The sequence below is a fragment of the Histidinibacterium aquaticum genome (assembly GCF_008710275.1).
GTDB lineage: Bacteria > Pseudomonadota > Alphaproteobacteria > Rhodobacterales > Rhodobacteraceae > Oceanicola > Oceanicola aquaticus.
Genome location: NZ_VYQE01000001.1, coordinates 446,782 through 466,109 on the forward strand (window position 1 = coordinate 446,782; position 19,328 = coordinate 466,109).

The window sequence follows — 19,328 nt, forward strand, 5'->3', positions numbered from 1 at the left end:
CGGCTGACTACCGGAAGCGCAGGTTGTCCCGCCCGAGCTGGTCGAGGCTGGTACGGCCCATGAGCCGCATGTCCCGGATCAGCTCGTCGCGCATCAGCCCGAGCGCGCGCTCGACGCCGGGCCGCCCCGCCGCGGCGAGGGGGAAGAGGTAGTACCGGCCGAGGCCCACGGCTTTCGCCCCGAGCGAGAGCGCCTTGAGCACATGCGTGCCACGGGTCACGCCGGAATCCAGCATCACGTCCAGGCGGTCGCCCGCGGCCTGGACGATCTCGTCCAGCTGGTCGAAGGGCGAGCGGCTGCCGTCGAGCTGCCGGCCGCCGTGATTGGAGATCACGACGCCCTTGCAGCCGATCTCGGCCGCGCGGACGGCATCCTCGGGGGCCATGACCCCCTTGAGGCAGAACGGCCCGCCCCAGAGGTCCACCATCTCGGCGACATCGTCCCAGTTCATCGAAGGGTCGAGCATCTCGGTGAAGTACTGGCCGATCGAGGCGGTACCGGTCCCCAGATTGGTGTGCCCCTCGAGCTGCGGCAGCGAGAAGGGCTCGTGGGTGAAATGGTTGAAGGCCCAGGCCGGGCGGGCGGCGAAGCCGGCGATGCCCTTGAGGTTCAGCTTGAAGGGGATCGAGAAACCGGTGCGCTTGTCCCGCTCGCGGTTGCCGCCGGTGATCGAATCCACGGTCAGCATCATCACCTCGACGCCGGCCTCCTTGGCGCGCTGCATCATTGCCTTGTTCAGCCCCCGGTCGCGGTGGAAGTAGAACTGGTAGACCTGCGGCGTCTTGTGCTTCTTGCGCATCTCCTCCAGCGAGACCGTCCCCAGCGAGGAGACGCCGAACATCGTGCCGAAGGCCTCCGCCGCCGCCCCGACCGCGCGCTCGCCCTCGTGGTGAAAGAGACGCTGCAGGGCGGTGGGCGAGCAGTAGACCGGCAGGTCGAGCCTCTGTCCCATGACCGTGGTCGAGAGATCGACCTCCTCGACACCGCGCAGGATGTTCGGGATCAGGTCGACGTCGCCGTAGCTGGCGGCGTTGCGGGCATAGGTCGCCTCGTCGTCGGCGGCTCCGTCGATGTAGTCGAAGATCGGACGGGGCAGCCGGCGCTTGGCCAGCTTCCGGAAGTCCTGGAAATTGTGGCAGTCTGTCAGTCTCATCGGGTCTCCAGCGCGCTTCGCCAGCCCGCAGCATAGGTCCGCAGCGCCTCGGCGTCCTGCGGCACGATGCGGCGGCCCGGGGCGTCACGGTAGGTCTGAGCGAAGAGCAGAGCTCCGCCGGTCGAGGTCCCCGTGGCCGAGGTGGAGGCCTCCACCGGGCCGTCGCGAAGCGCGGCGAGCATCTGCAGGTAGTCCTCGTTCCGGGCGAAGGGCCCCTCGACGATCACCGGCCCCCGGGCGCCGATGAGGCTCAGACAGGTGTCGGTCATCAGGGCGAGGTAATAGGAGAGCGCCAGCATTCGCTGGCCGGTCGAACCGGGCTCGCTCGTGAACCCGCCCGATCGCTCCGGAAAAGGCCCGGATCCGGTGACAACCGCAGGCCGGAGGTACAGCCCCCGCAGGACGGCGGCCCGGTCCTCGGCAGAGGGATCGGCCTCCTGGCCCTCGCGGATGGTTTCGAATTCCCGCCCGCCCATGAAGCGGGCCGAGGGCACGGGCTCGCCGCGCGCGTCGACGTTGACCAGCGTGTCGCGCGCCGGGTCCAGCGTCACGTCCGACGCCCCGACCGCCATGGCAACGACCCAGGTCCCGGTCGAGACCACCGAGAACGGCGGCTCGCGGCCCGCGAGGTGCGGATAGAGCGAAGCGTTGCTGTCGTGGATGCCGCAGGCGACAGGCGTGTCGGGGGCGAGTCCGGTGGCCTTGGCGACCTCCTCCGTGATGGGGCCCAATCGGTCGAAGGAGCGCCGGGCCGGCGCGATCGCGTCGGTAAGGCCCAGGCGCTCGACCAGCGAAGAGGGCGCGCCCTTCCACGGGTTCCAGAGATCGGTGTGGCAGCCCAGCGAGGTGACATCCGTCGCGAAGGTCCCCGTCAGGCGATACCCCCAGTACTGCGGATAGGTCAGGAAATGCGCCGTCCTGTCCCGGAGCCCGGGATCGGTTTCCAGCATCCAGTGAAGCTGGGCCCCGAGGTTGAGCCCCCTCGGCAGGCGCGGACTGCCGGTCTCGGAGAAGGGCGGTCTCAGGGCGTCGTAGGCCTCGGCGAGGCTGTCCGGGCCATCGTGCTCGTAGTCGAGCATGGGCGCAGCGAGCTCGCCCTCTGCATCCAGCAGGACACCCGAGGCGCCGTGGGTGGTCACGGACACGGCGTCGACCCCATGCTCCCGGTGCATGCGGCCCAGCGCGTCCAGCAGGAACGCCCAGTGGCCGTCGAGATCGAAGTGCGGCCACGGCGGGCCCGGACGCACCGTGTTCGGCCGCGTCTCGACGGCGAGTTCCTCCAGCGACACGGCGTCGACCAGCGCGAGCTTCGCGTTGGTCTTGCCGATGTCGATGACGGCGATGTGGCGCAATTCGCTCATGCCAGGTGAAACATCGTCTGCAGGGGCACCTGTACGGGGGAGCCGTCCGGGTTCGTCTCCATGATGTCCGCCATGTGCGCCCACCACTTCTTCATCACCGGGTGATCCGGAAGGTCCGCCATGCCGTGCCCCTCGCGCCGCCAGAGCACTGCGAAGAGGTGGTTGGTCTCGGGATCGAGGTGGATCGAGTAATCCTCGACTCCGGCCTGGCGCAGCAGCTCGGCGAGCTCCGGCCAGATCTCGTCGTGGCGTCGCTTGTATTCCTCAACCCGGCCCGGGTGCAGGTTCATTCGGAAGGCGATCTTCTCCATCACGCCCTCCGCCGCAGACGCACCAGCGCGATCAGCCGCGGGATGGCGATGACGCCGATGAGCAGCGCGCCGATGAAGATCGACATGACGATCCCGGGGACGTTGAGCAGGCCGAGCCCGAAGGTCACGAGCCCCATGACCAGCGCCGCGATGACGACGCCGAGGATGCTGCCCGCTCCGCCGAGGATCGAGACCCCGCCCAGGACGACCATCGTCACCACTTCCAGTTCCCAGGCATAGGCGATGGAGGGCCGCGTCGAGCCCAGCCGCCCGGTCAGGCAGATCGCGGCGACGGCGGCCATGACGCCGGTCAGCAGGAAGAGAATGAACTTCACCCGCTCCACCCGGACGCCGGAGAAACGGGCCGCGGTCGGGTTGTTGCCGATGGTATAGATCTGCCGCCCGAAGTTTGTCTTGTGGAGCAGGACGCCGAAGACCACCGCGAAGACCGCGAAGAGGACCAGCTGCACCGAGACCACCCAGAAGGCGTAGCCGCGCCCGAGGAAGGCGATGCCCTCCGGATAGCCGTTGAAGGCCTGATCGCCGAGGATGATGTAGCTGATGCCGCGGAACAGGCTCATCGTCCCGATGGTCACCACGATGGACGGTAGCCCGAAACGCGTGACCAGCGCGCCGTTGAACGCCCCGCAGGCCAGACCGACTGCCAGCGCGATCGCGATGAGACCGGCCGTTCCGACATCGAACTGCAGCGCCCAGCCCATCGCGGTCGACGCGAGGGCGATGATCCCCGCGACGCTGAGGTCAATCTCCCCGGAGATGATGAGCAGCGCCATCGCGAAGCCGATCATCGCGCGTTCAGTGAAGTTGAACGTGGCGTCGGAGAGGTTCCAGGGATTGAGGAAGTACGGGCTCGCCAGGCTGTTTGCGACGAAGATGCCCACGGCGACCGCGAAGAGCAGCAGCTCCCAGCTCCGCAGAACCCGCTGCGAGCGTCCGGTCAGGCGGTCGGGTACGTGGCGGGGTTTGGTCCCTTCGGCGAGGCTCATGACGCATGCTCCGCAGACTTGAGAATGACCCGGCCCTTCGTGCGCTCTCCCCGCGCGTTGAAGGCCACGGCGATGATGATGGCCGCGCCCGAGATCGCCATCTGCCAGAAGGGCGAGATCCCGGCGACCGGCAAGGCGTTCTTGATCGTACCGAGGAAGAGCGCGCCGAGGACGGCGCCACCCACGGTCCCGATGCCGCCGGCGATGGAGATGCCGCCGATGACGCAGGCCGCGACGACGTCGAGCTCGAAGCCCTCCGCCACGTCCGTATAGGCCACCGCGTAGCGGGCGACCCAGAGATAACCGCAGAGCCCCGCAAGCCCGCCCGCGATGGTGAAGGCCGTGAAACGCGTCCGGCCCACGTCGATGCCGGTGTAGACGGCGGCGTGAGGGTTACCGCCGACCGCGTAGAAGGCCCGCCCAAGCGAAGTGCGGGTCACGAGCACGATGAAACCGAGGATGATCGCCACGGCGACCCAGGCCATCACCGGCAGGCCCAGGATCTCGAACCGGGGCAGCCCCTTGTAGGCCGCGCTCATCTCGTGGCTGTTGATCCACTGCCCGCCCGAGAGGATGAAGATCAACCCGCGGTAGATGGTCAGCGTGCCCAGCGTCACGACGATGGGGGGGATGTCGAGCTTCCACACGAGGATGCCGTTGAAAGCGCCCATGACCAGCCCCATGCCGATCGCCATGGCGATCAGGAGCGGGACCGGGATGCCGGGCATCGCCGCATTGACCATCGCCGTCGCCATGCCCGTGAGGGCGAGGTTCGACGCCAGCGAAAGGTCGATGCAGCGGGTCAGGATCACCAGCATCTGCCCCAGCGCCAGGATCATCAGGATCGCCGTGTCGTTGAAGACGGAGGCGAGGTTGCCCGGCGCCGCGAAGCCCGAGAACCGGGACTCCACCAGCAGCACCAGGGCGATCAGGGCTGCGGCGAGGATAGCCTCGCGCGATTTCAACAGGCCCGCCATCATGCCGCCTCCTCACCATAGCCGGCCGCCGCGCGCACGAGCGCCTCGGGCGACAGGTCGTCCTTCGGGTATTCACCCACCATCCGGCCCTCGCGCATGACCACCACCCGGTCGGACATGCCGAGGATCTCGGGAATTTCCGAGCTCACCATGATGACCGAGAGACCCTCGCGCGCGAGTTCGGCCATGAACTCGTGGACCGCGGCCTTCGAGCCCACGTCGATGCCCTTGGTGGGTTCGTCGAGGATGATGACCTTGGGCTTGGTCGCGAGCCATTTCGCGATCACGACCTTCTGCTGGTTGCCGCCCGAGAGCTCTCCCACAGGCTGGTCGAGCGCCGCGGCGCGCAGCTCGAGCCGCTGCGTGTACTCGCGGGCGAGCTTGAACTCCTCCGCCATGCGCACGAACCCCCGCTTCGAGGTCCGCCCGAGGGACGGCAGTGTCACGTTCTGGAAGATCGGCATGGCGGTTATCGCGCCTTGCCGCCCGCGGTCCTCGGGCACGTAGACGATGCCTTGATGGATCGCGTCGGCGGGCGAGCGTATCTCCGCGGCGCGGCCCTCGATCTGGACCGAGCCGCCCGATGGCCGGGTCACCCCGAAGAGCGCCTGCATGAACTCGGACCGCCCTGCCCCGACCAGCCCGTAGAAGCCGAGGATTTCTCCCCGGCGCAGGCTGAAGGAGATATCGGCGAACTCGGTCGGATGCGCGTAGCCCTCGACCCGCAGAACCTCTTCGCCCGGCTGCGACTGGCGCTGCGGGAAGATGGTGTCGACAGAGCGGCCGACCATCTTTTCCACCAGCGCGTTCTCGGACGTCTCCGAGATCAGGCCGGCATCGACCATCTCGCCGTCGCGGAAGACCGTGTAGCGGTCGGCGATCCGGAACACCTCGTCGAACTTGTGGCTGATGAAGAGGATCGCCTTCCCCTCCCCCTTCAGCCGCTCGACGAGGTCGTAGAGTTCCTCGATCTCGGTCTGGCTGAGCGATGCGGTGGGCTCGTCCATAACGACCACCCTCGCCTCGATCGACAGTGCGCGCGCGATGGCCACCAGGTGCTTGTTGGCGATCCCGAGTTCGCGCAGGACCACCTTCGGATCGATGCGTGCGCCGATCCGCTTGAGGATCTCGGAGGCCTCCCGGTTCATCCGGGGCCAGTCCACGAGCCCGAAACGGCCGCGCGGCGCATGCCCGAGGAATATGTTCTCGGCGACGGACAGCTCGTCGAAGAGCACCGTCTCCTGGTGAATGGCGGTCACGCCGGCCTCGGCCGCGTCGTTGGCCGTCGGGAACCGCGTGGGCGAACCGTCGATGACGATCTCGCCGCCATCGGGTTGGTAGATCCCGGTGAGGATCTTCACCAGAGTCGACTTGCCGGCGCCGTTCTCGCCCACGAGCGCGGTCACCTGCCCCGGATAGAGCGCGAGTTCGACGTCCGAGAGCGCCTTCACGCCCGGGAACGACTTGCTGATCCCGCTGAGCCGGAGCACCGGGTCTCGCTCGGAGACGGGCTCGACGGCCGCGGATTGTGTGTTCTGCTGCATGACTGCCTCGGAAGGGCCGGAACGAGAGGATGGGCCCGGCGAGACGCCGGGCCCGAGGGAACATCAGAAGATGTCCTTGTACTCGTCGATGTTGCTCGCGTCGTAGGTGAAGGGCTCGCTCATCGCCGCGGTGTTGTCGTCGTCGAGCGTGGCGGTGCCCATCCGGCCCATGCCGATCTCGGCGCCCGGCTCGGCGGTCGCTTCGTCGGTGGCGAGGTTGTAGGCCAGCATCGCGGTGGCATAGCCCAGGTCGACCGGGTTCCAGATCGCGAAGCTCTCGGAGGCACCGCTCTCGATGGCGCCGGCCATCTCGGAGGGCAGGCCCAGGCCCGTGACGTTCACTTCACCCACCTTGCCGGCGTCCTGAACCGCCTGTGCGGCGGCCACGATGCCCACGGAGGTCGGCGCGATGATCGCGTCGAGGTCCGGGTAGGACTGCATGAGGCCCTGCGCTTCGCGGTAGGACTTGTCGGCCAGGTCGTCACCGTAGACCGTCGCGACGACCTCGATGTCCGGGTACTGATCCATGACCGCGTTCATTTCCTCGATCCAGGCGTTCTGGTTCGTGGAGGTCGAGGTGGCCGAGAGCACGGCGACCTGCCCCCCTTCGGGCATGTGGTCGGCGGCGAGCTTGATGATCGTCTGACCGATCAGCTCGTTTGAGGACGGCGCGAGGTGCATCTCGCGGCCTTCAGGGGCGACACCGGAATCCCAGGAGATCACGGTGATGCCGCGCTGCATGGCGCGCTGCAGGGCCGGAACCACGGCGTCGGGGTCGTTGGCCGAGATCGCGATCGCGTCGACCTGCTGGGCGATGAGGCTGTTGATGACCTCGATCTGGCCCTCGGCGGTGGTGCTGGTGGGGCCGGTGTAGATGATCTCGGCGTTGCCGAGTTCCTCGGCGGCCTCCTCGGCGCCGCGGGCGGCGGCCTCGAAGAACCCGTTGCCGAGGCTCTTGGCGACGAGCGCGATGCGCACGTTGTCCTGCGCGATGGCGGCCGTACCGCCCATCAGGGCGCCGGCGAGAGTCAGCCCGGCGGCCAGTTTCGTGAAGAGTTTCATTGTCTTACCTCCCTAACGATGAAACCGGAGTTCCCCCGCCGGCTACCCGGCCGAGGGCATCTCCTCCTCGTGGGCGCGCGTCGGCGCCACGATCAGTCGCACGTCCGCGCTCTCGAGGAGTGCGGCGTGCCTGTCTTCGAGACCGTCGTCGGTGATCACCGTCCCCACCCGCTCCAGCGGGCAGAGGATCAGGCTCGACCGGCCCGCAAATTTCGAACTGTCGGCGAGAACCACCAGCTCCTCGGTCTGGCCGATGAGCTTCTCTTCGGCCTGGATGATGAGGGGGTCGGTCTCCATGATCCCGACCGGGGCGATGCCCTGGCAGCCCATGAACATGCGCCGCGCGTAGAAATTGCGCGTGACGTCGTTGTCGAAGGGGCTGAGGACGATGTTCTGCTCGCGGTAGATCGTTCCTCCCGAGAGCATGACCGTGTTCTTGGAATGCTTGAGCAGGTGTTCCGCGATCGGGAAGCTGTTGGTGAAAACCTGGCAGCGGCGATTGGCGAGCGGATGAACCATCTGGAACGTCGTCGTCCCGCCGTTGATGATGATCGGGTCGCCGTCTTCGCAGAGCTCGACCGCCGCCTTGGCGATGGCGCGCTTCTGCGGGGCATAGTGCGACTGGTTGACCGAGAAAGGCCGCCCGGCCAGTCCCGGGAAGGCCGGCGGCGCCACGGCCTCTGCCCCGCCCCGCACGCGGCGCAGCTTCTTCTGCATGTGAAGGGTCGCGATGTCCCTGCGGATTGTCGCCTCCGAGCTTTCCGTCATCTCGACCATCTCCGCGACAGTGACGACAGGCTTCGCCTGGACAGCGGAAATGATGAGCCGGTGGCGCTCGGATTCGTGCATCGTGTCCTCCCTGTCGCCGAGCATCGCCACTCAAACCGATCATTGTCAATCATAAATGATCGATACCGATTATTCTGCACCTGCAAAATGATCGCATGTGATCGTTTATGATTGACAATGACGGGTGAGGCCGGGATGGTCCGCGGGAACGATGTGGGGCCGAGTCCCGGCCCGATGGGAGGAAACCGATGTCACAGACCGCCGCCGGGTCCCGGCTCCAGAACCTTTGGGACGACGCCAAGGCCGCCTCGATGTCCGAGCCGGAGAAGCTCCTCTACCGCTCGAACCTGCTGGGCTCCGACAAGCGCGTCACCAACTACGGCGGCGGCAACACCTCCGCGAAGGTCACGGAACGCGACCCCCTCACCGGCGAGGACGTCGAGGTGCTCTGGGTCAAGGGTTCCGGGGGCGACATCGGCACCATCTCCATGGACGGTTTCGCCACGCTCTACATGGACAAGCTGCGGGCGCTGAAGGACCTCTACCGCGGCCCCGAGCACGAGGACGAGATGGTGGGCTACCTGCCCCACTGCACTTTCAACCTGAACTCCCGCGCCGCTTCGATCGACACGCCGCTGCACGCCTACGTCCCCCGCAAGCACGTCGACCACGTCCATCCCGACGCGATCATCGCCATCGCGGCCTCGGCCAACTCCAAGGAACTCACGCAGGAGATCTTCGGCGACGAGATCGGCTGGCTTCCGTGGAAGCGTCCCGGCTATGAACTGGGCCTCTGGCTCGAGGATTTCTGCAAGAAGAACCCCGACGCGAAGGGCGTCGTGCTCGAAAGCCACGGCCTCTTCACCTGGGACGACGACGCCAAGGCCTGCTACGAGCTCACGCTCGAGATCATCAACAAGGCCATCGCCTTCTTCGAGGAGAAGACGGACGGCATTCCGGCCTTCGGCGGCAAGACCCATGAGACACTGCCCGCCGACGATCGCCGCGCCGTCGCCGCGCGCCTGATGCCCGCGATCCGCGGCTTCGTCTCCGGCAACCAGCACATGGTCGGCCACTTCGACGACCAGGACGCCGTTCTGGAATTCGTCAACGCCAAGGACATGGAGCCGCTCGCCCGCCTCGGCACCTCCTGCCCCGACCATTTCCTGCGCACCAAGATCCGCCCGCTCGTCGTGGACTTCGACCCGGCCAAGCCGGACATCGATGCCACCGTCGAGAACCTGCGCGGCATGGTCGAGAGCTACCGCGACGACTACGCGGCCTACTACGAGCGCTGCCAACACGAGAACAGCCCGCCGATGCGCGACCCCAACGCGGTAGTCTACCTCGTCCCCGGCGTCGGCATGATCACCTTCGCCAAGGACAAGGCCACCGCCCGCATCTCCGGCGAGTTCTACGTGAACGCCATCAACGTCATGCGCGGCGCCCACGCGGTCTCGGAGTACCGGGGCCTGCCCGAGCAGGAAGCCTTCGACATCGAGTACTGGCTGCTCGAAGAGGCCAAGCTCCAGCGCATGCCCAAGCCCAAGAGCCTCGCCGGACGCGTGGCGATCGTGACCGGCGGCGCGGGCGGCATCGGCTCGGCCACCGCCGCGCGCTACCTCTCCGAGGGCGCCTGCGTCATGCTCGCCGATATCGACCCCGACGCGCTGGAGGCCACGCGAGAGCAGCTTGCCGGCAAGTTCGGCAAGGACATGGTCCGCACCGTCAGCATGGACGTGACCTCCGAGGACGCGGTGATCAGCGCCTACGGCGAACTCGCCGTCGAGTTCGGCGGCGTCGACCTCGTGGTCTCGAATGCCGGCATCGCCTCCTCGGCCAAGATCGAGGACACGACGATGGAGCTCTGGAACCGCAACCAGTCGATCCTCTCGACCGGCTACTTCCTGGTGGCGCGCGAGGCCTTCAAGCTGCTCAAGCAGCAGGGCATCGGCGGGTCGATGGTCTTCGTGGCCTCGAAGAACGGCCTGGCCGCCTCTCCCGGCGCCTCGGCCTACTGCACCGCCAAGGCCAGCGAGATCCACCTCGCCCGGTGTCTGGCGCTCGAGGGCGCGCCCGACGGAATCCGCGTCAACGTGGTCAACCCCGACGCCGTCCTGCGCGGATCCCGCATCTGGACCGGCGAGTGGCTCGACCAGCGCGCGTCGACCTACGACCTGGACAAGGAGGGACTGGAGGAGATGTACCGCCAGCGGTCGCTGCTTAAGCGCTCCGTCCTGCCAGAGGACGTGGCCGAGGCCTGCTACTTCTTCGCGGCAGAGGTGAGCGCCAAGTCCACGGGCAACATCATCAACGTGGACGCGGGCAACATCCAGTCGTTCACGCGGTAATCGGGGCGGTGCGTGCCTGGCACGCACCCCACCGCACACTTGTAGGGTGCGTGCGCGCCGCGCACCGGGAGGAGAGACAATGATCGACGCCGACGTCCTTCAGCAATCGAACGAGGCCGCCGAGGCCGACCTGCGCGCCGACTACGACTCGCTCGGCGAGCGCCTGGCCCGCCGCGGGATCGACATCGCGGCAGTGAAGGAAAAGGTCGCCGGCTACGGCGTCGCCGTTCCCTCCTGGGGCGTCGGCACCGGCGGGACCCGCTTCGCGCGCTTCCCCGGCCAGGGCGAGCCGCGCCACGTCTTCGACAAGCTCGACGACTGCGGCGTGATCCACCAGCTGACCGGCGCGACGCCCCGCGTCTCGCTGCACATCCCGTGGGACGACGCCGACCCCTCCGACCTGCTGGCCAAGGCCGAGCAGACCGGCCTCGGGTTCGACGCGATGAACTCCAACACCTTCCAGGATCACGAGAGCCACCCGCTCTCCTACAAGTACGGGTCCCTCTCGCACACCGACGCGGCGGTGCGCCGGCAGGCGGTGGAGCACAATCTCTACGTCATGGAGCTCGGACAGAAGATCGGCTCGAAGGCGCTGACCGTCTGGCTCGGCGACGGCTCGAACTTCCCGGGCCAGGTCAACATGACACGCCAGTTCGAGCGCTATCTCGAAAGCACCAAGGAGATCTACAAGGGGCTCCCTGGCGGCGACTGGCGTCTCTTCACCGAGCACAAGATATTCGAGCCCGCGTTCTACTCGACCGTCGTGCAGGACTGGGGGACCAATTACCTGATCGCCCAGGAACTCGGCCCCCAGGCTCAGTGCCTCGTGGACCTCGGGCACCATGCGCCCACGGTGAACATCGAGATGATCGTCGCCCGGCTGATCCAGTTCGGCAAACTCGGCGGCTTCCACTTCAACGACAGCAAGTACGGCGACGACGACCTCGACACCGGGTCGATCGATCCCTACCGCCTCTTCCTCGTCTTCAACGAGCTGGTCGATGCGGCCGACACGCCCGGCTTCGACCCCGCCCACATGCTCGATCAGAGCCACAACGTGACCGATCCCATCGAAAGCCTGATGATGTCGGCCATGGAGGTCCAGCGGGCCTACGCCCAGGCGCTGCTGGTCGACCGGCGGGCGCTCGCCGGGTTCCAGGACGAGAATGACGCGCTCATGGCAAGCGACACGCTCAAGCGGGCGTTCCGCACCGACGTCGAGCCGATCCTCGCCATGGCGCGTCTCGAGCGCGGCGCGGCCATTGATCCGATCGCGGCATATCGCCAGGGCGGCTACCGTGCCCGGGTCGCTGCGGAGCGCCCCCAGAGCGCGGGCGGCGGCGGTGGCATCGTCTGAGCCCAAGGGCTCGTCCGGCAGACGGGCCTCCAGCATCGGTTACTGCGGGCTCGCACGAGCAGTGCGGGTCGAGGAAGGCTGAGCGACGCGTCCGTGGCGCCTGTCGCTCCGCCCCTCCTTATTGGACCCGGCCGACTTCGATGATAGCCAGACCGAAATCAACTGAGCGCCACCGGGAATAGGATAAAAGATATGGAATACAGAAAGCTCGGTGGCAGCGGCGCCGTTGTCTCGAACCTCGCGCTGGGCACCATGACCTTTGGTGACGAGGCGGACGAGGCGACCTCGCACCAGCTCATCGATGACTACGTCGCGGCGGGCGGGAACTTCCTCGATACCGCGAATGTCTACAGCGCGGGCATCTCCGAGGAGATCGTCGGACGCTGGCTGGCCAAGAACCCCGCCGAGGCCGAGAAGATGGTCGTAACGACGAAGGCCCGCTTCCCGATGGGCGATGGCCCCAACCAGTTGGGCCTGTCCCGCATCAACCTGCGCAAGGCGCTAGACGCCTCGTTGAAGCGGCTCGGGGTGGAGCATATCGATCTCTACCAGATGCATGCCTGGGACGCGCTGACGCCCATCGAAGAGACCCTGCGCTTCCTGGATGACGCGATCAGCGCCGGCAAGATCGGCTACTACGGGTTCTCGAACTTCCTGGGATGGCAGCTCACGAAGGCCGTGCATGTCGCCCGGGCCGAAGGCTTCGCCGCGCCCGTCACCCTGCAGCCGCAGTATAACCTTCTCGTCCGGGACATCGAGTTCGAGATCGTTCCGGCCGCGCTCGACGCGGACATCGGGCTGCTGCCGTGGTCGCCCCTCGGCGGCGGCTGGCTCAGCGGCAAGTACAAGCGGGACGAGGAACCGACCGGGGCGAGCCGCCTCGGAGAACAGCCTGACCGCGGCATGGAGGCCTACGGGCCGCGCAACGCCCAGGAACGCACCTGGTCCATTCTCGATACCGTCCAGCAGGTCGCCGACCGGAACGGGGCCTCGATGGCACAGGTCGCCCTTGCATGGCTGGCAGCGCAGCCCGCTGTCACTTCCGTCCTGATCGGGGCACGGAACCAGAAGCAGCTATCGGACAACCTCGGGGCGGCGAACCTGAAGCTCTCGGCAGAAGACCTGGACCTACTGACGACCGTCAGCGCGCCGCAGCACAACGTCTATCCCTACGGAGACAAGGCCGACCAGCAGCGCCATCGCAACATCGCCGGCAGCCGGTAAGGCGACAGAGGCTTGGCCGTGCGTCCCCTGCGACTGCGGCCCGGCCCCCGGTCGAGACATCGATGCAGGGGTCGCACCGTCGGCTGGCCCGTAGTCGGATCAGGCGACGCCATCCAGCGGCTTGAGTAGCTCGAAGATCCGGGCGCGCATCCATGAGGCCATGGGTGCCTGATCCATCCTCTTGTGCCAGATGCCGATGATGAGGGCCGGATCGATCCGCATCGGCGGTTGGAAGACCTTCAGCCCGTAATCCGCCTCCACCTTGCGGGCGAGCTGGACCGGCAGCAGGGCGATCAGGTCGCTGCCGCCGACTGCGCGGCAGACCCCGGAGAACACCGGCACCGTCATCGCCACCTGCCGGGTCCGTCCGACCCTCGCCAGGGCCGCGTCTCCCATCGCGCTCAGGTTGCCTTCCGGTGAGAACAGGACATGGCGCAGCTCGCAGAAGGTGTCGATGGGCATGACCTCTCCGGGGGCAAGCCCCGAGATCCCGGGGTTCCCGTCCCGCGCGACCACGACGAAAGGCGACCAGAATAGCGGCTGGCGGCTGATCCAACCCGGCAACTCCGTGTCCGGGATCAGCGCGAGATCGGCGTCGTAGCGTTCGAGGCTTTCGATGTAGTCGTAGGGCACGAGATCGACCAGCTGCGCCCGAAGACGAGGAGCCTTCTTGTCCAGAAGATCGCCGAGCCGGGGCATCAGCATTTCCGCCATGAAGTCGGACGCCGCGATCTTGAACGTTCCCTCCGCGCTCGCGGGATCGAAGGCGGCAGGCGGAGACAGCAGCGACCGCAACCGCTCCAGTTCTTCCGGCAGTGTGTGGCGCAGCCCCTCGGCGAAATCGGTGGCGACGAGGCGATTGCCGTGCCGTACGAAGAGCGGGTCGTTCAGGGCGTGTCGCAGCCTCGTCAGGGACGAGGAGACGGCAGACTGCGACAGTCCCAGGCGTTCGCCAGCCCGGGTCGTGGAGCCTTCGCGGAAGAGCGCGTCGAGGACCTTCAGCAGGTTCAGGTCGAAGGTCGCGAAATTCATGCCGTCGATACCCTTTATGCCGAAAGGCGATTTGCTCCATATGGTGTGCTTGGATTAACCTTTGGTCAACGAAAGCGCTTTCGTTTCATCCCGGATCGAGGACCTGAAACGATGAAAGACCTGACCATGGACGACACCACGATCGAATGGCTTGGTGTCCGCTACAAGACCATCCTGGGGCCTGCAGACACCGGAGGCGCGATGTCCATCGTGGACAGCCTCTCTCCCGTCGGCAGCGGCCCACCGCGCCACGTCCACCACAACGAAGACGAGATTTTCGTGATCCTGAGCGGCACCTGCCGTCTCTGGATGCAGGGCGAGGAAACCGACCTGCTCGCGGGACAGAGCGCGTTCATCCCGCGAGGCAAGGAGCATACCTTCAAGGCCATAGGGGACGAGCCGTGCCGTCACCTGGTCATCCTGACGCCAGGCGGGTTCGAGGGCTTTTTCGCCGATATGGCGGCCGGACAGTTCGCCATTCCGGACGACATGCCCGCGATCGCGGAGTCGGCCGAACGGCATCACATGACCTTCACCGGTCCTCCGCTGGACTGATGCGGGGGACCCGGGGGAGCCGAGACGCGCGCTACCAGACGGACTTGCCGGCCACGACGCTTTCGAAATCCATCCGGAGAGTGTCGGCGGGCGGGTCCGTCCGCGTCGAGACGATGACCCCGAAGTTCGTTCGATACTGGCTAGGCGACACGCCCAGCCTCCGCTTGAAGACACGTCGCATGTTCGCGTCGGCCCCAAAGCCGCTCGACCGCGCGACGGACTGCATCGGATGGTCGGTCGTCTCCAGCAGCAGGCGGGCCCGGCCAAGTCGAACGTCTTCTATGTACTCGGAGAGGGTGCTGCCGGTCGTCTCCTTGAATCGTCGGACGAGGGACCGCTCGCTCATGTTGGCCGTCGCAGCGAGGCTCTTGTGAGTAAGCTCGGCCTCGGGGTTCTGCCAGATGTGAAGCTGCACCCGGCGGATACGGGGATCCTCCGTCGCGTCCGCCATGAGCTGTGCGCTGAACTGGGACTGCCCGCTGTTGCGCCGCAGGGCGAGAACCATGAACCGGGCGATGTCGAGCGCGAGCTGCCGGCCATGGTCGGCCTCCACGAGACCTAGCGCAAGGTCGACGCCGGCGAGCATGCCGGCGGAGGTCCAGAACTTGCCCGACCTAACGTAGATCGCATCGGGGTCGACGAGGCCGCCGGCCCCCTCTTTCTTCAGTCGCATGGCTTCGAGCCAATGCGTCGCGATCCGGTGATCCTTCGTCACCCCGGAGGACCGGAGCACGGTCGACCCGGTGCAAACCGAGCCCATCGTCCGGCAACGCGGCTCCAGCTTTCTGAGCCACCGTCCGATCTCCGGATCGGCGGCAGCCGCCATGTAACCGGGCCCCCCAGCCACGAGGAGCAGGTCCATACGGCCGGGGAGTTCGTCGACCGAGCAGCTCGGGCGGATGGTCAGATAGCCTCCGGCAACCGCCAGCGGCCCACCGTCGATCGAGGTCGTCATCGGGTGATAGAGGCGGCGGCCCGTCAGGAAATTGGCGAGGCCGAAGACTTCCAGCGCGCCCGTGACATCCACTGCAGCAACATGCTGGTAGAGAAACATCACCACCACTCTGGTGCGTTCGATCGTCCGGCCGTCGTTCACAAAGTGATTCCTTATTGAGCAAGTCCGACCTGCCGCGCGCTCAGTTAATCTTACCCTACGTCAGCGCGTCTATCCGTGGAAGCATTTGCTTGACGCCAGATACCGCTCAATCCGCGCCAAACTGGGTGGCCGCCGCCCTCACCTGCCGGAAGTCGTGCGAGCCTCTTTCATCGGCTCGCATTTCCTGGTGGTGGTCATGGAGACCTCTGCGGTCCTTACCTATCTCACGACTCTTGCGGCGCTCACCCTGACCCCGGGACCGCTCGTCGCCGTGCTTGCCGCGCGGTCGGCCAATGCCGACAGGGCCGGCGCCTGTGCCATCGCAGTCGGAATCTGTGCTGGCGACGTCATCGTGATCCTCGCGATCTGCGCCGGACTGGGGTTCTGGCTGCAGGCGAATCCGGAGGTCTTCAGTGTCGCCAAGTACGGCGGGGCCGTCGCGCTTTGCTGGATGGCCTGGCGGATGTGGTTCTCTGTGAAAGCCGACGAGGACGAGGCAAGCCCACCCACCGGAGTTTTGGCGGCGGTCGCGGCCGGGCTGTTGATCTGCCTCAGCAGCCCCCAGACCGTCGTCATCTACCTCATCCTGCTCCCGCGCGTGCTGGACCTTACCGCCATCCAGCCGAATGACGCCGCGATACTCATCCTGCTGACGGCACTGGTCCTGCTCGCCATCTTCATGAGCGTCATTCTGCTGGCCGAAGGGATGCAGCGGCTGTTGAATTCGGAAGGCGGGTCGAGGCTCTGGCAGCGATCGACCTCCATGGTGGTCGCGCTCTCGGCGGTCTGGATCATGGTCTCCTGAACGACGAAATGCGCGCTGGTGTTTGGCCGGCGCTTCGGTGTCTTCGGGTCCGGGAATTTTCGAACGTCATTCGCCAACTTTCCCCTTGACCCTCCAGCTACTGGAAGCCCCATCTACCAGCCTGAACACTCATTTCGGCGAGAAGGTCAGGCCATGGACACCGCGCACGCACACCACGAAACCGGGGATAACGCCATCATCCGGGACGCGGTCTGCGGGATGACAGTCGACCCGGACGCGGGCAAGCCCAAGGCCGAGGTCGAGGGCCATACCTACCACTTCTGCTCGGAGCGATGCCGCGAGAAGTTCGTCGCGGACCCGGAGGCCTACCGTACCGCCAAGGACCCGGTCTGCGGCATGACCGTGGAGCGCGCCAATGCCGCGCATATGGCCAAGCACGAGGGCGAGCGCTTCTACTTCTGCTCGGCCGGTTGCCAGACGAAGTTCGAAGATGACCCGGAGCGATATCTGGGCGACCGCCCTGCCCCCGAACCCATGCCGGAAGGCACGGAGTACACCTGTCCGATGCATCCCGAGATCGTGCAGGACCACCCCGGCGACTGTCCGAAGTGCGGCATGGCGCTCGAGCCAATGACCCCGACGGCCGACAGCGGGCCGAACCCCGAATACGTCGACTTCAAGCGCCGTCTCTGGATCACGGCTCCGCTCGCCCTCGCGGTCTTCCTGCTCGAGATGGGCAGCCACATCGGCCTGCCCTTCGCGGATTGGATCGGACACTCGGCCTTCGGCTGGCTGCAATTCGCGCTCGCCACGCCCGTCGTCTGGATCTGCCGCCCGTTCTTCAAGCGGGGCTGGGCCTCTGTCGTGAACCGCTCGCCCAACATGTGGACCCTGATCGCGCTCGGGACGGGCGCGGCCTACGTCTTTTCCATCCTCGCGCTGATCGCGCCCGGCCTCCTGCCCGCCCAGATGCGCGGCGGGATGGGCGGCGCGCCGGTCTACTTCGAGGCGACTGCGGTCATCCTGGTGCTCGTGTTGGTCGGCCAGGTCCTTGAACTGGCCGCGCGCGAACGGACCGGCGACGCGATCCGGGCCCTGATGGATCTCGCGCCGAAGACCGCGCGCAGGGTTACGGGCGACCGTGAAGAGGACGTTCCTCTCGACGACCTGCGGACGGGCGACATCCTCCGGGTCCGTCCCGGCGAGAGCGTGCCAGTGGACGGCGTGGTCACCGAGGGACGCTCCTCGGTCGACGAGAGCATGATCACGGGCGAGCCCGTCCCGGTGGAGAAGGTCGTGGGCGAAGAGGTCACCGGCGGCACGCTCAACAAGACCGGCAGCTTCCTGATGGAGGCCCGCAGCGTGGGCGCGGACACGACTTTGAGCCGCATCGTGCAAATGGTCGCCAGCGCGCAGCGGTCGCGCGCTCCGATCCAGGCCATGGCGGACCGTGTCGCGGCCTACTTCGTGCCCGCTGTGGTGGCAGTCGCTATCCTGGCCTTCGTGGCCTGGTGGATTTTCGGGCCCGCCCCGGCGCTGTCCTACGCCTTCGTCGCCGCGGTCTCGGTGCTCATCATCGCCTGCCCCTGTGCCCTCGGTCTCGCGACGCCGATGTCGATCATGGTCGCCACCGGCCGCGGTGCGAACGCGGGCGTCCTGATCCGCGACGCCGAGGCGCTGGAGCGCTTCGCGAAGGTCGATGCGCTGATCCTCGACAAGACCGGGACGCTCACCGAAGGCAAGCCGACACTCACGGACGTGGAGCCCGAGGGGCTCGAAGAGGCCGAGTTCCTGTCGCTCGTCGCGGCGTTGGAGCGCGGCTCGGAGCATCCGCTGGCCGAAGCCATCGTGTCGGGCGCCGAGGAGCGGGGCGCAGTCGGCAAGGACAGCGCCGACTTCGATGCCGTGACCGGCAAGGGTGTGACCGGAACTGTCGACGGCCGCAACGTGGCGCTCGGCAACGCGGCGCTGATGGAGCAGCTTGACGTCGAAACGGGACCCCTCTCCGACAGGGCCGCCGCGCTGCAGGCCGAGGGCAAGACGGCGATGTTCGTGGCGGTCGACGGCCGGGCCGCCGGTCTCATCGCCGTCGCGGACAGGATCAAGGAGACGACCCCGCAGGCGATCCGCGCGCTGCACGAACTCGGTCTGCGCATCGTCATGGCGACCGGCGACGCCGAAGCCACGGCACAGGCCGTCGCCCGCGATCTCGGGATCGACGAGGTCCATGCCGGCGTCAGCCCCGAGGACAAGGGCGCCCTCGTCCGCAAGCTGAAGTCCGACGGCCTGTCTGTCGCCATGGCGGGCGACGGCGTCAACGACGCGCCGGCGCTGGCCGAGGCGGACGTGGGCATCGCCATGGGCACGGGCGCGGACGTCGCGGTGGAGAGCGCCGGCATCACCCTGGTCAAGGGCGACCTGGGCGGCATCGTCCGCGCACGGAAGCTGGCGGAAGTCACCATGCGCAACATCCGGCAGAATCTCTTCTTCGCCTTCGTCTACAACACCGCGGGCGTTCCGGTCGCCGCGGGCATTCTCTACCCCTTCGTCGGCGTGCTGCTCTCGCCGATCTTCGCGGCGGCAGCGATGAGCCTTTCCTCCGTCTCGGTGATCGGCAACGCGCTGCGGCTGCGGGCGACGAAGCTGTGACGTTTGCGGGGCCGACCACTCCGGGGCGTGACCTACTACACGTGAGGCGTTGGGAGTCTTACCTTCCAGCAACGAGACGGTCCATCGAAGCTCG

The 19,328-nt window shown here is 67.0% G+C and carries 16 protein-coding genes; 6 read left to right on the forward strand and 10 right to left on the reverse strand.

All coding sequences use genetic code 11. The features are described 5' to 3' along the window. Window positions 1–7: 7 nt before the first annotated feature. The 8 genes from F3S47_RS02250 to F3S47_RS02285 all read right to left on the reverse strand — a co-directional run bounded on the left by F3S47_RS02250 (window position 8) and on the right by F3S47_RS02285 (window position 8,264). The gene (locus tag F3S47_RS02250) at window positions 8–1,153 is read right to left on the reverse strand and encodes an alpha-hydroxy acid oxidase (protein WP_150443581.1); all 1,146 of its coding nucleotides are present in this window, start codon (window positions 1,151–1,153) and stop codon (window positions 8–10) included. After that, complete coding sequence (locus tag F3S47_RS02255) at window positions 1,150–2,514, reverse strand: FGGY-family carbohydrate kinase (RefSeq protein WP_150443582.1); 1,365 nt, start codon at window positions 2,512–2,514, stop codon at window positions 1,150–1,152. Before F3S47_RS02255 ends, F3S47_RS02250 begins: the two co-directional genes overlap by 4 nt. Further along, on the reverse strand, window positions 2,511–2,825 hold the full coding sequence (rhaM, locus tag F3S47_RS02260) for an L-rhamnose mutarotase (RefSeq protein ID WP_150443583.1): 315 nt from the start codon (window positions 2,823–2,825) through the stop codon (window positions 2,511–2,513). Before rhaM ends, F3S47_RS02255 begins: the two co-directional genes overlap by 4 nt. Beyond that, window positions 2,825–3,832 carry an ABC transporter permease gene (locus F3S47_RS02265; protein ID WP_150443584.1) on the reverse strand — a complete coding sequence of 336 codons (1,008 nt, stop codon included), beginning with the start codon at window positions 3,830–3,832 and terminating at the stop codon, window positions 2,825–2,827. The genes rhaM and F3S47_RS02265 overlap by 1 nt, the downstream gene beginning before the upstream one ends. Next, entirely contained in the window at window positions 3,829–4,809 is a 981-nt protein-coding gene (locus tag F3S47_RS02270; RefSeq protein WP_150444190.1) for an ABC transporter permease, read from the reverse strand. Before F3S47_RS02270 ends, F3S47_RS02265 begins: the two co-directional genes overlap by 4 nt. Continuing rightward, window positions 4,809–6,353 carry a sugar ABC transporter ATP-binding protein gene (locus F3S47_RS02275; RefSeq protein ID WP_150443585.1) on the reverse strand — a complete coding sequence of 515 codons (1,545 nt, stop codon included), beginning with the start codon at window positions 6,351–6,353 and terminating at the stop codon, window positions 4,809–4,811. Before F3S47_RS02275 ends, F3S47_RS02270 begins: the two co-directional genes overlap by 1 nt. A gap of 63 nt (window positions 6,354–6,416) precedes the next feature. After that, a complete protein-coding gene (rhaS, locus tag F3S47_RS02280) occupies window positions 6,417–7,415 on the reverse strand; it encodes a rhamnose ABC transporter substrate-binding protein (protein ID WP_150443586.1) in 999 nt (332 codons plus the stop codon). Window positions 7,416–7,457: 42 nt separating this feature from the next. Next, entirely contained in the window at window positions 7,458–8,264 is an 807-nt protein-coding gene (locus F3S47_RS02285) for a DeoR/GlpR family DNA-binding transcription regulator (RefSeq protein WP_150443587.1), read from the reverse strand. Window positions 8,265–8,452: 188 nt separating this feature from the next. On the opposite strand from F3S47_RS02285, the gene F3S47_RS02290 reads away from it, so the two are divergent. The 3 genes from F3S47_RS02290 to F3S47_RS02300 all read left to right on the forward strand — a co-directional run bounded on the left by F3S47_RS02290 (window position 8,453) and on the right by F3S47_RS02300 (window position 13,136). Next, complete coding sequence (locus F3S47_RS02290) at window positions 8,453–10,555, forward strand: bifunctional rhamnulose-1-phosphate aldolase/short-chain dehydrogenase (RefSeq protein ID WP_150443588.1); 2,103 nt, start codon at window positions 8,453–8,455, stop codon at window positions 10,553–10,555. Window positions 10,556–10,634: 79 nt separating this feature from the next. Continuing rightward, window positions 10,635–11,912 carry an L-rhamnose catabolism isomerase gene (rhaI, locus tag F3S47_RS02295; protein ID WP_150443589.1) on the forward strand — a complete coding sequence of 426 codons (1,278 nt, stop codon included), beginning with the start codon at window positions 10,635–10,637 and terminating at the stop codon, window positions 11,910–11,912. A 192-nt stretch (window positions 11,913–12,104) separates the two neighbouring features. Next, the gene (locus tag F3S47_RS02300; protein WP_150443590.1) at window positions 12,105–13,136 is read left to right on the forward strand and encodes an aldo/keto reductase; all 1,032 of its coding nucleotides are present in this window, start codon (window positions 12,105–12,107) and stop codon (window positions 13,134–13,136) included. A 99-nt stretch (window positions 13,137–13,235) separates the two neighbouring features. Here the strand turns inward: F3S47_RS02300 and F3S47_RS02305 are convergent, their stop codons facing one another. Then, window positions 13,236–14,168: a LysR family transcriptional regulator gene (locus F3S47_RS02305; RefSeq protein ID WP_150443591.1), complete on the reverse strand. Its 933-nt coding sequence runs from the start codon at window positions 14,166–14,168 to the stop codon at window positions 13,236–13,238. 111 nt (window positions 14,169–14,279) lie between these two features. Between F3S47_RS02305 and F3S47_RS02310 the strand changes: the two genes are divergently transcribed. Next, window positions 14,280–14,723, forward strand: coding sequence for a cupin domain-containing protein (locus tag F3S47_RS02310; protein ID WP_150443592.1), 444 nt, complete (start codon window positions 14,280–14,282; stop codon window positions 14,721–14,723). A gap of 31 nt (window positions 14,724–14,754) precedes the next feature. Here the strand turns inward: F3S47_RS02310 and F3S47_RS02315 are convergent, their stop codons facing one another. Next, on the reverse strand, window positions 14,755–15,819 hold the full coding sequence (locus tag F3S47_RS02315) for a GlxA family transcriptional regulator (RefSeq protein WP_150443593.1): 1,065 nt from the start codon (window positions 15,817–15,819) through the stop codon (window positions 14,755–14,757). A 196-nt stretch (window positions 15,820–16,015) separates the two neighbouring features. On the opposite strand from F3S47_RS02315, the gene F3S47_RS02320 reads away from it, so the two are divergent. Beyond that, window positions 16,016–16,624 (forward strand): LysE family translocator, encoded by a 609-nt coding sequence (locus tag F3S47_RS02320; RefSeq protein WP_150443594.1) that lies wholly within the window; start codon window positions 16,016–16,018, stop codon window positions 16,622–16,624. A 153-nt stretch (window positions 16,625–16,777) separates the two neighbouring features. Continuing rightward, window positions 16,778–19,234 (forward strand): heavy metal translocating P-type ATPase, encoded by a 2,457-nt coding sequence (locus F3S47_RS02325; protein ID WP_150443595.1) that lies wholly within the window; start codon window positions 16,778–16,780, stop codon window positions 19,232–19,234. The last annotated feature ends 94 nt before the right edge of the window (window positions 19,235–19,328 follow it).

Bases quoted from the DNA above. Each gene is read 5' to 3' on its own strand.
- F3S47_RS02265 (WP_150443584.1), bottom strand. From the start codon at position 3,832: ATGAGCCTCGCCGAAGGGACCAAACCCCGCCACGTACCCGACCGCCTG.
- rhaS (WP_150443586.1), bottom strand. From the start codon at position 7,415: ATGAAACTCTTCACGAAACTGGCCGCCGGGCTGACTCTCGCCGGCGCC.
- F3S47_RS02255 (WP_150443582.1), bottom strand. From the start codon at position 2,514: ATGAGCGAATTGCGCCACATCGCCGTCATCGACATCGGCAAGACCAAC.
- F3S47_RS02305 (WP_150443591.1), bottom strand. From the start codon at position 14,168: ATGAATTTCGCGACCTTCGACCTGAACCTGCTGAAGGTCCTCGACGCG.
- F3S47_RS02285 (WP_150443587.1), bottom strand. From the start codon at position 8,264: ATGCACGAATCCGAGCGCCACCGGCTCATCATTTCCGCTGTCCAGGCG.
- F3S47_RS02310 (WP_150443592.1), top strand. From the start codon at position 14,280: ATGAAAGACCTGACCATGGACGACACCACGATCGAATGGCTTGGTGTC.
- F3S47_RS02300 (WP_150443590.1), top strand. From the start codon at position 12,105: ATGGAATACAGAAAGCTCGGTGGCAGCGGCGCCGTTGTCTCGAACCTC.
- F3S47_RS02325 (WP_150443595.1), top strand. From the start codon at position 16,778: ATGGACACCGCGCACGCACACCACGAAACCGGGGATAACGCCATCATC.
- rhaM (WP_150443583.1), bottom strand. From the start codon at position 2,825: ATGGAGAAGATCGCCTTCCGAATGAACCTGCACCCGGGCCGGGTTGAG.
- F3S47_RS02320 (WP_150443594.1), top strand. From the start codon at position 16,016: ATGGAGACCTCTGCGGTCCTTACCTATCTCACGACTCTTGCGGCGCTC.
- F3S47_RS02275 (WP_150443585.1), bottom strand. From the start codon at position 6,353: ATGCAGCAGAACACACAATCCGCGGCCGTCGAGCCCGTCTCCGAGCGA.
- F3S47_RS02250 (WP_150443581.1), bottom strand. From the start codon at position 1,153: ATGAGACTGACAGACTGCCACAATTTCCAGGACTTCCGGAAGCTGGCC.
- F3S47_RS02290 (WP_150443588.1), top strand. From the start codon at position 8,453: ATGTCACAGACCGCCGCCGGGTCCCGGCTCCAGAACCTTTGGGACGAC.
- rhaI (WP_150443589.1), top strand. From the start codon at position 10,635: ATGATCGACGCCGACGTCCTTCAGCAATCGAACGAGGCCGCCGAGGCC.
- F3S47_RS02270 (WP_150444190.1), bottom strand. From the start codon at position 4,809: ATGGCGGGCCTGTTGAAATCGCGCGAGGCTATCCTCGCCGCAGCCCTG.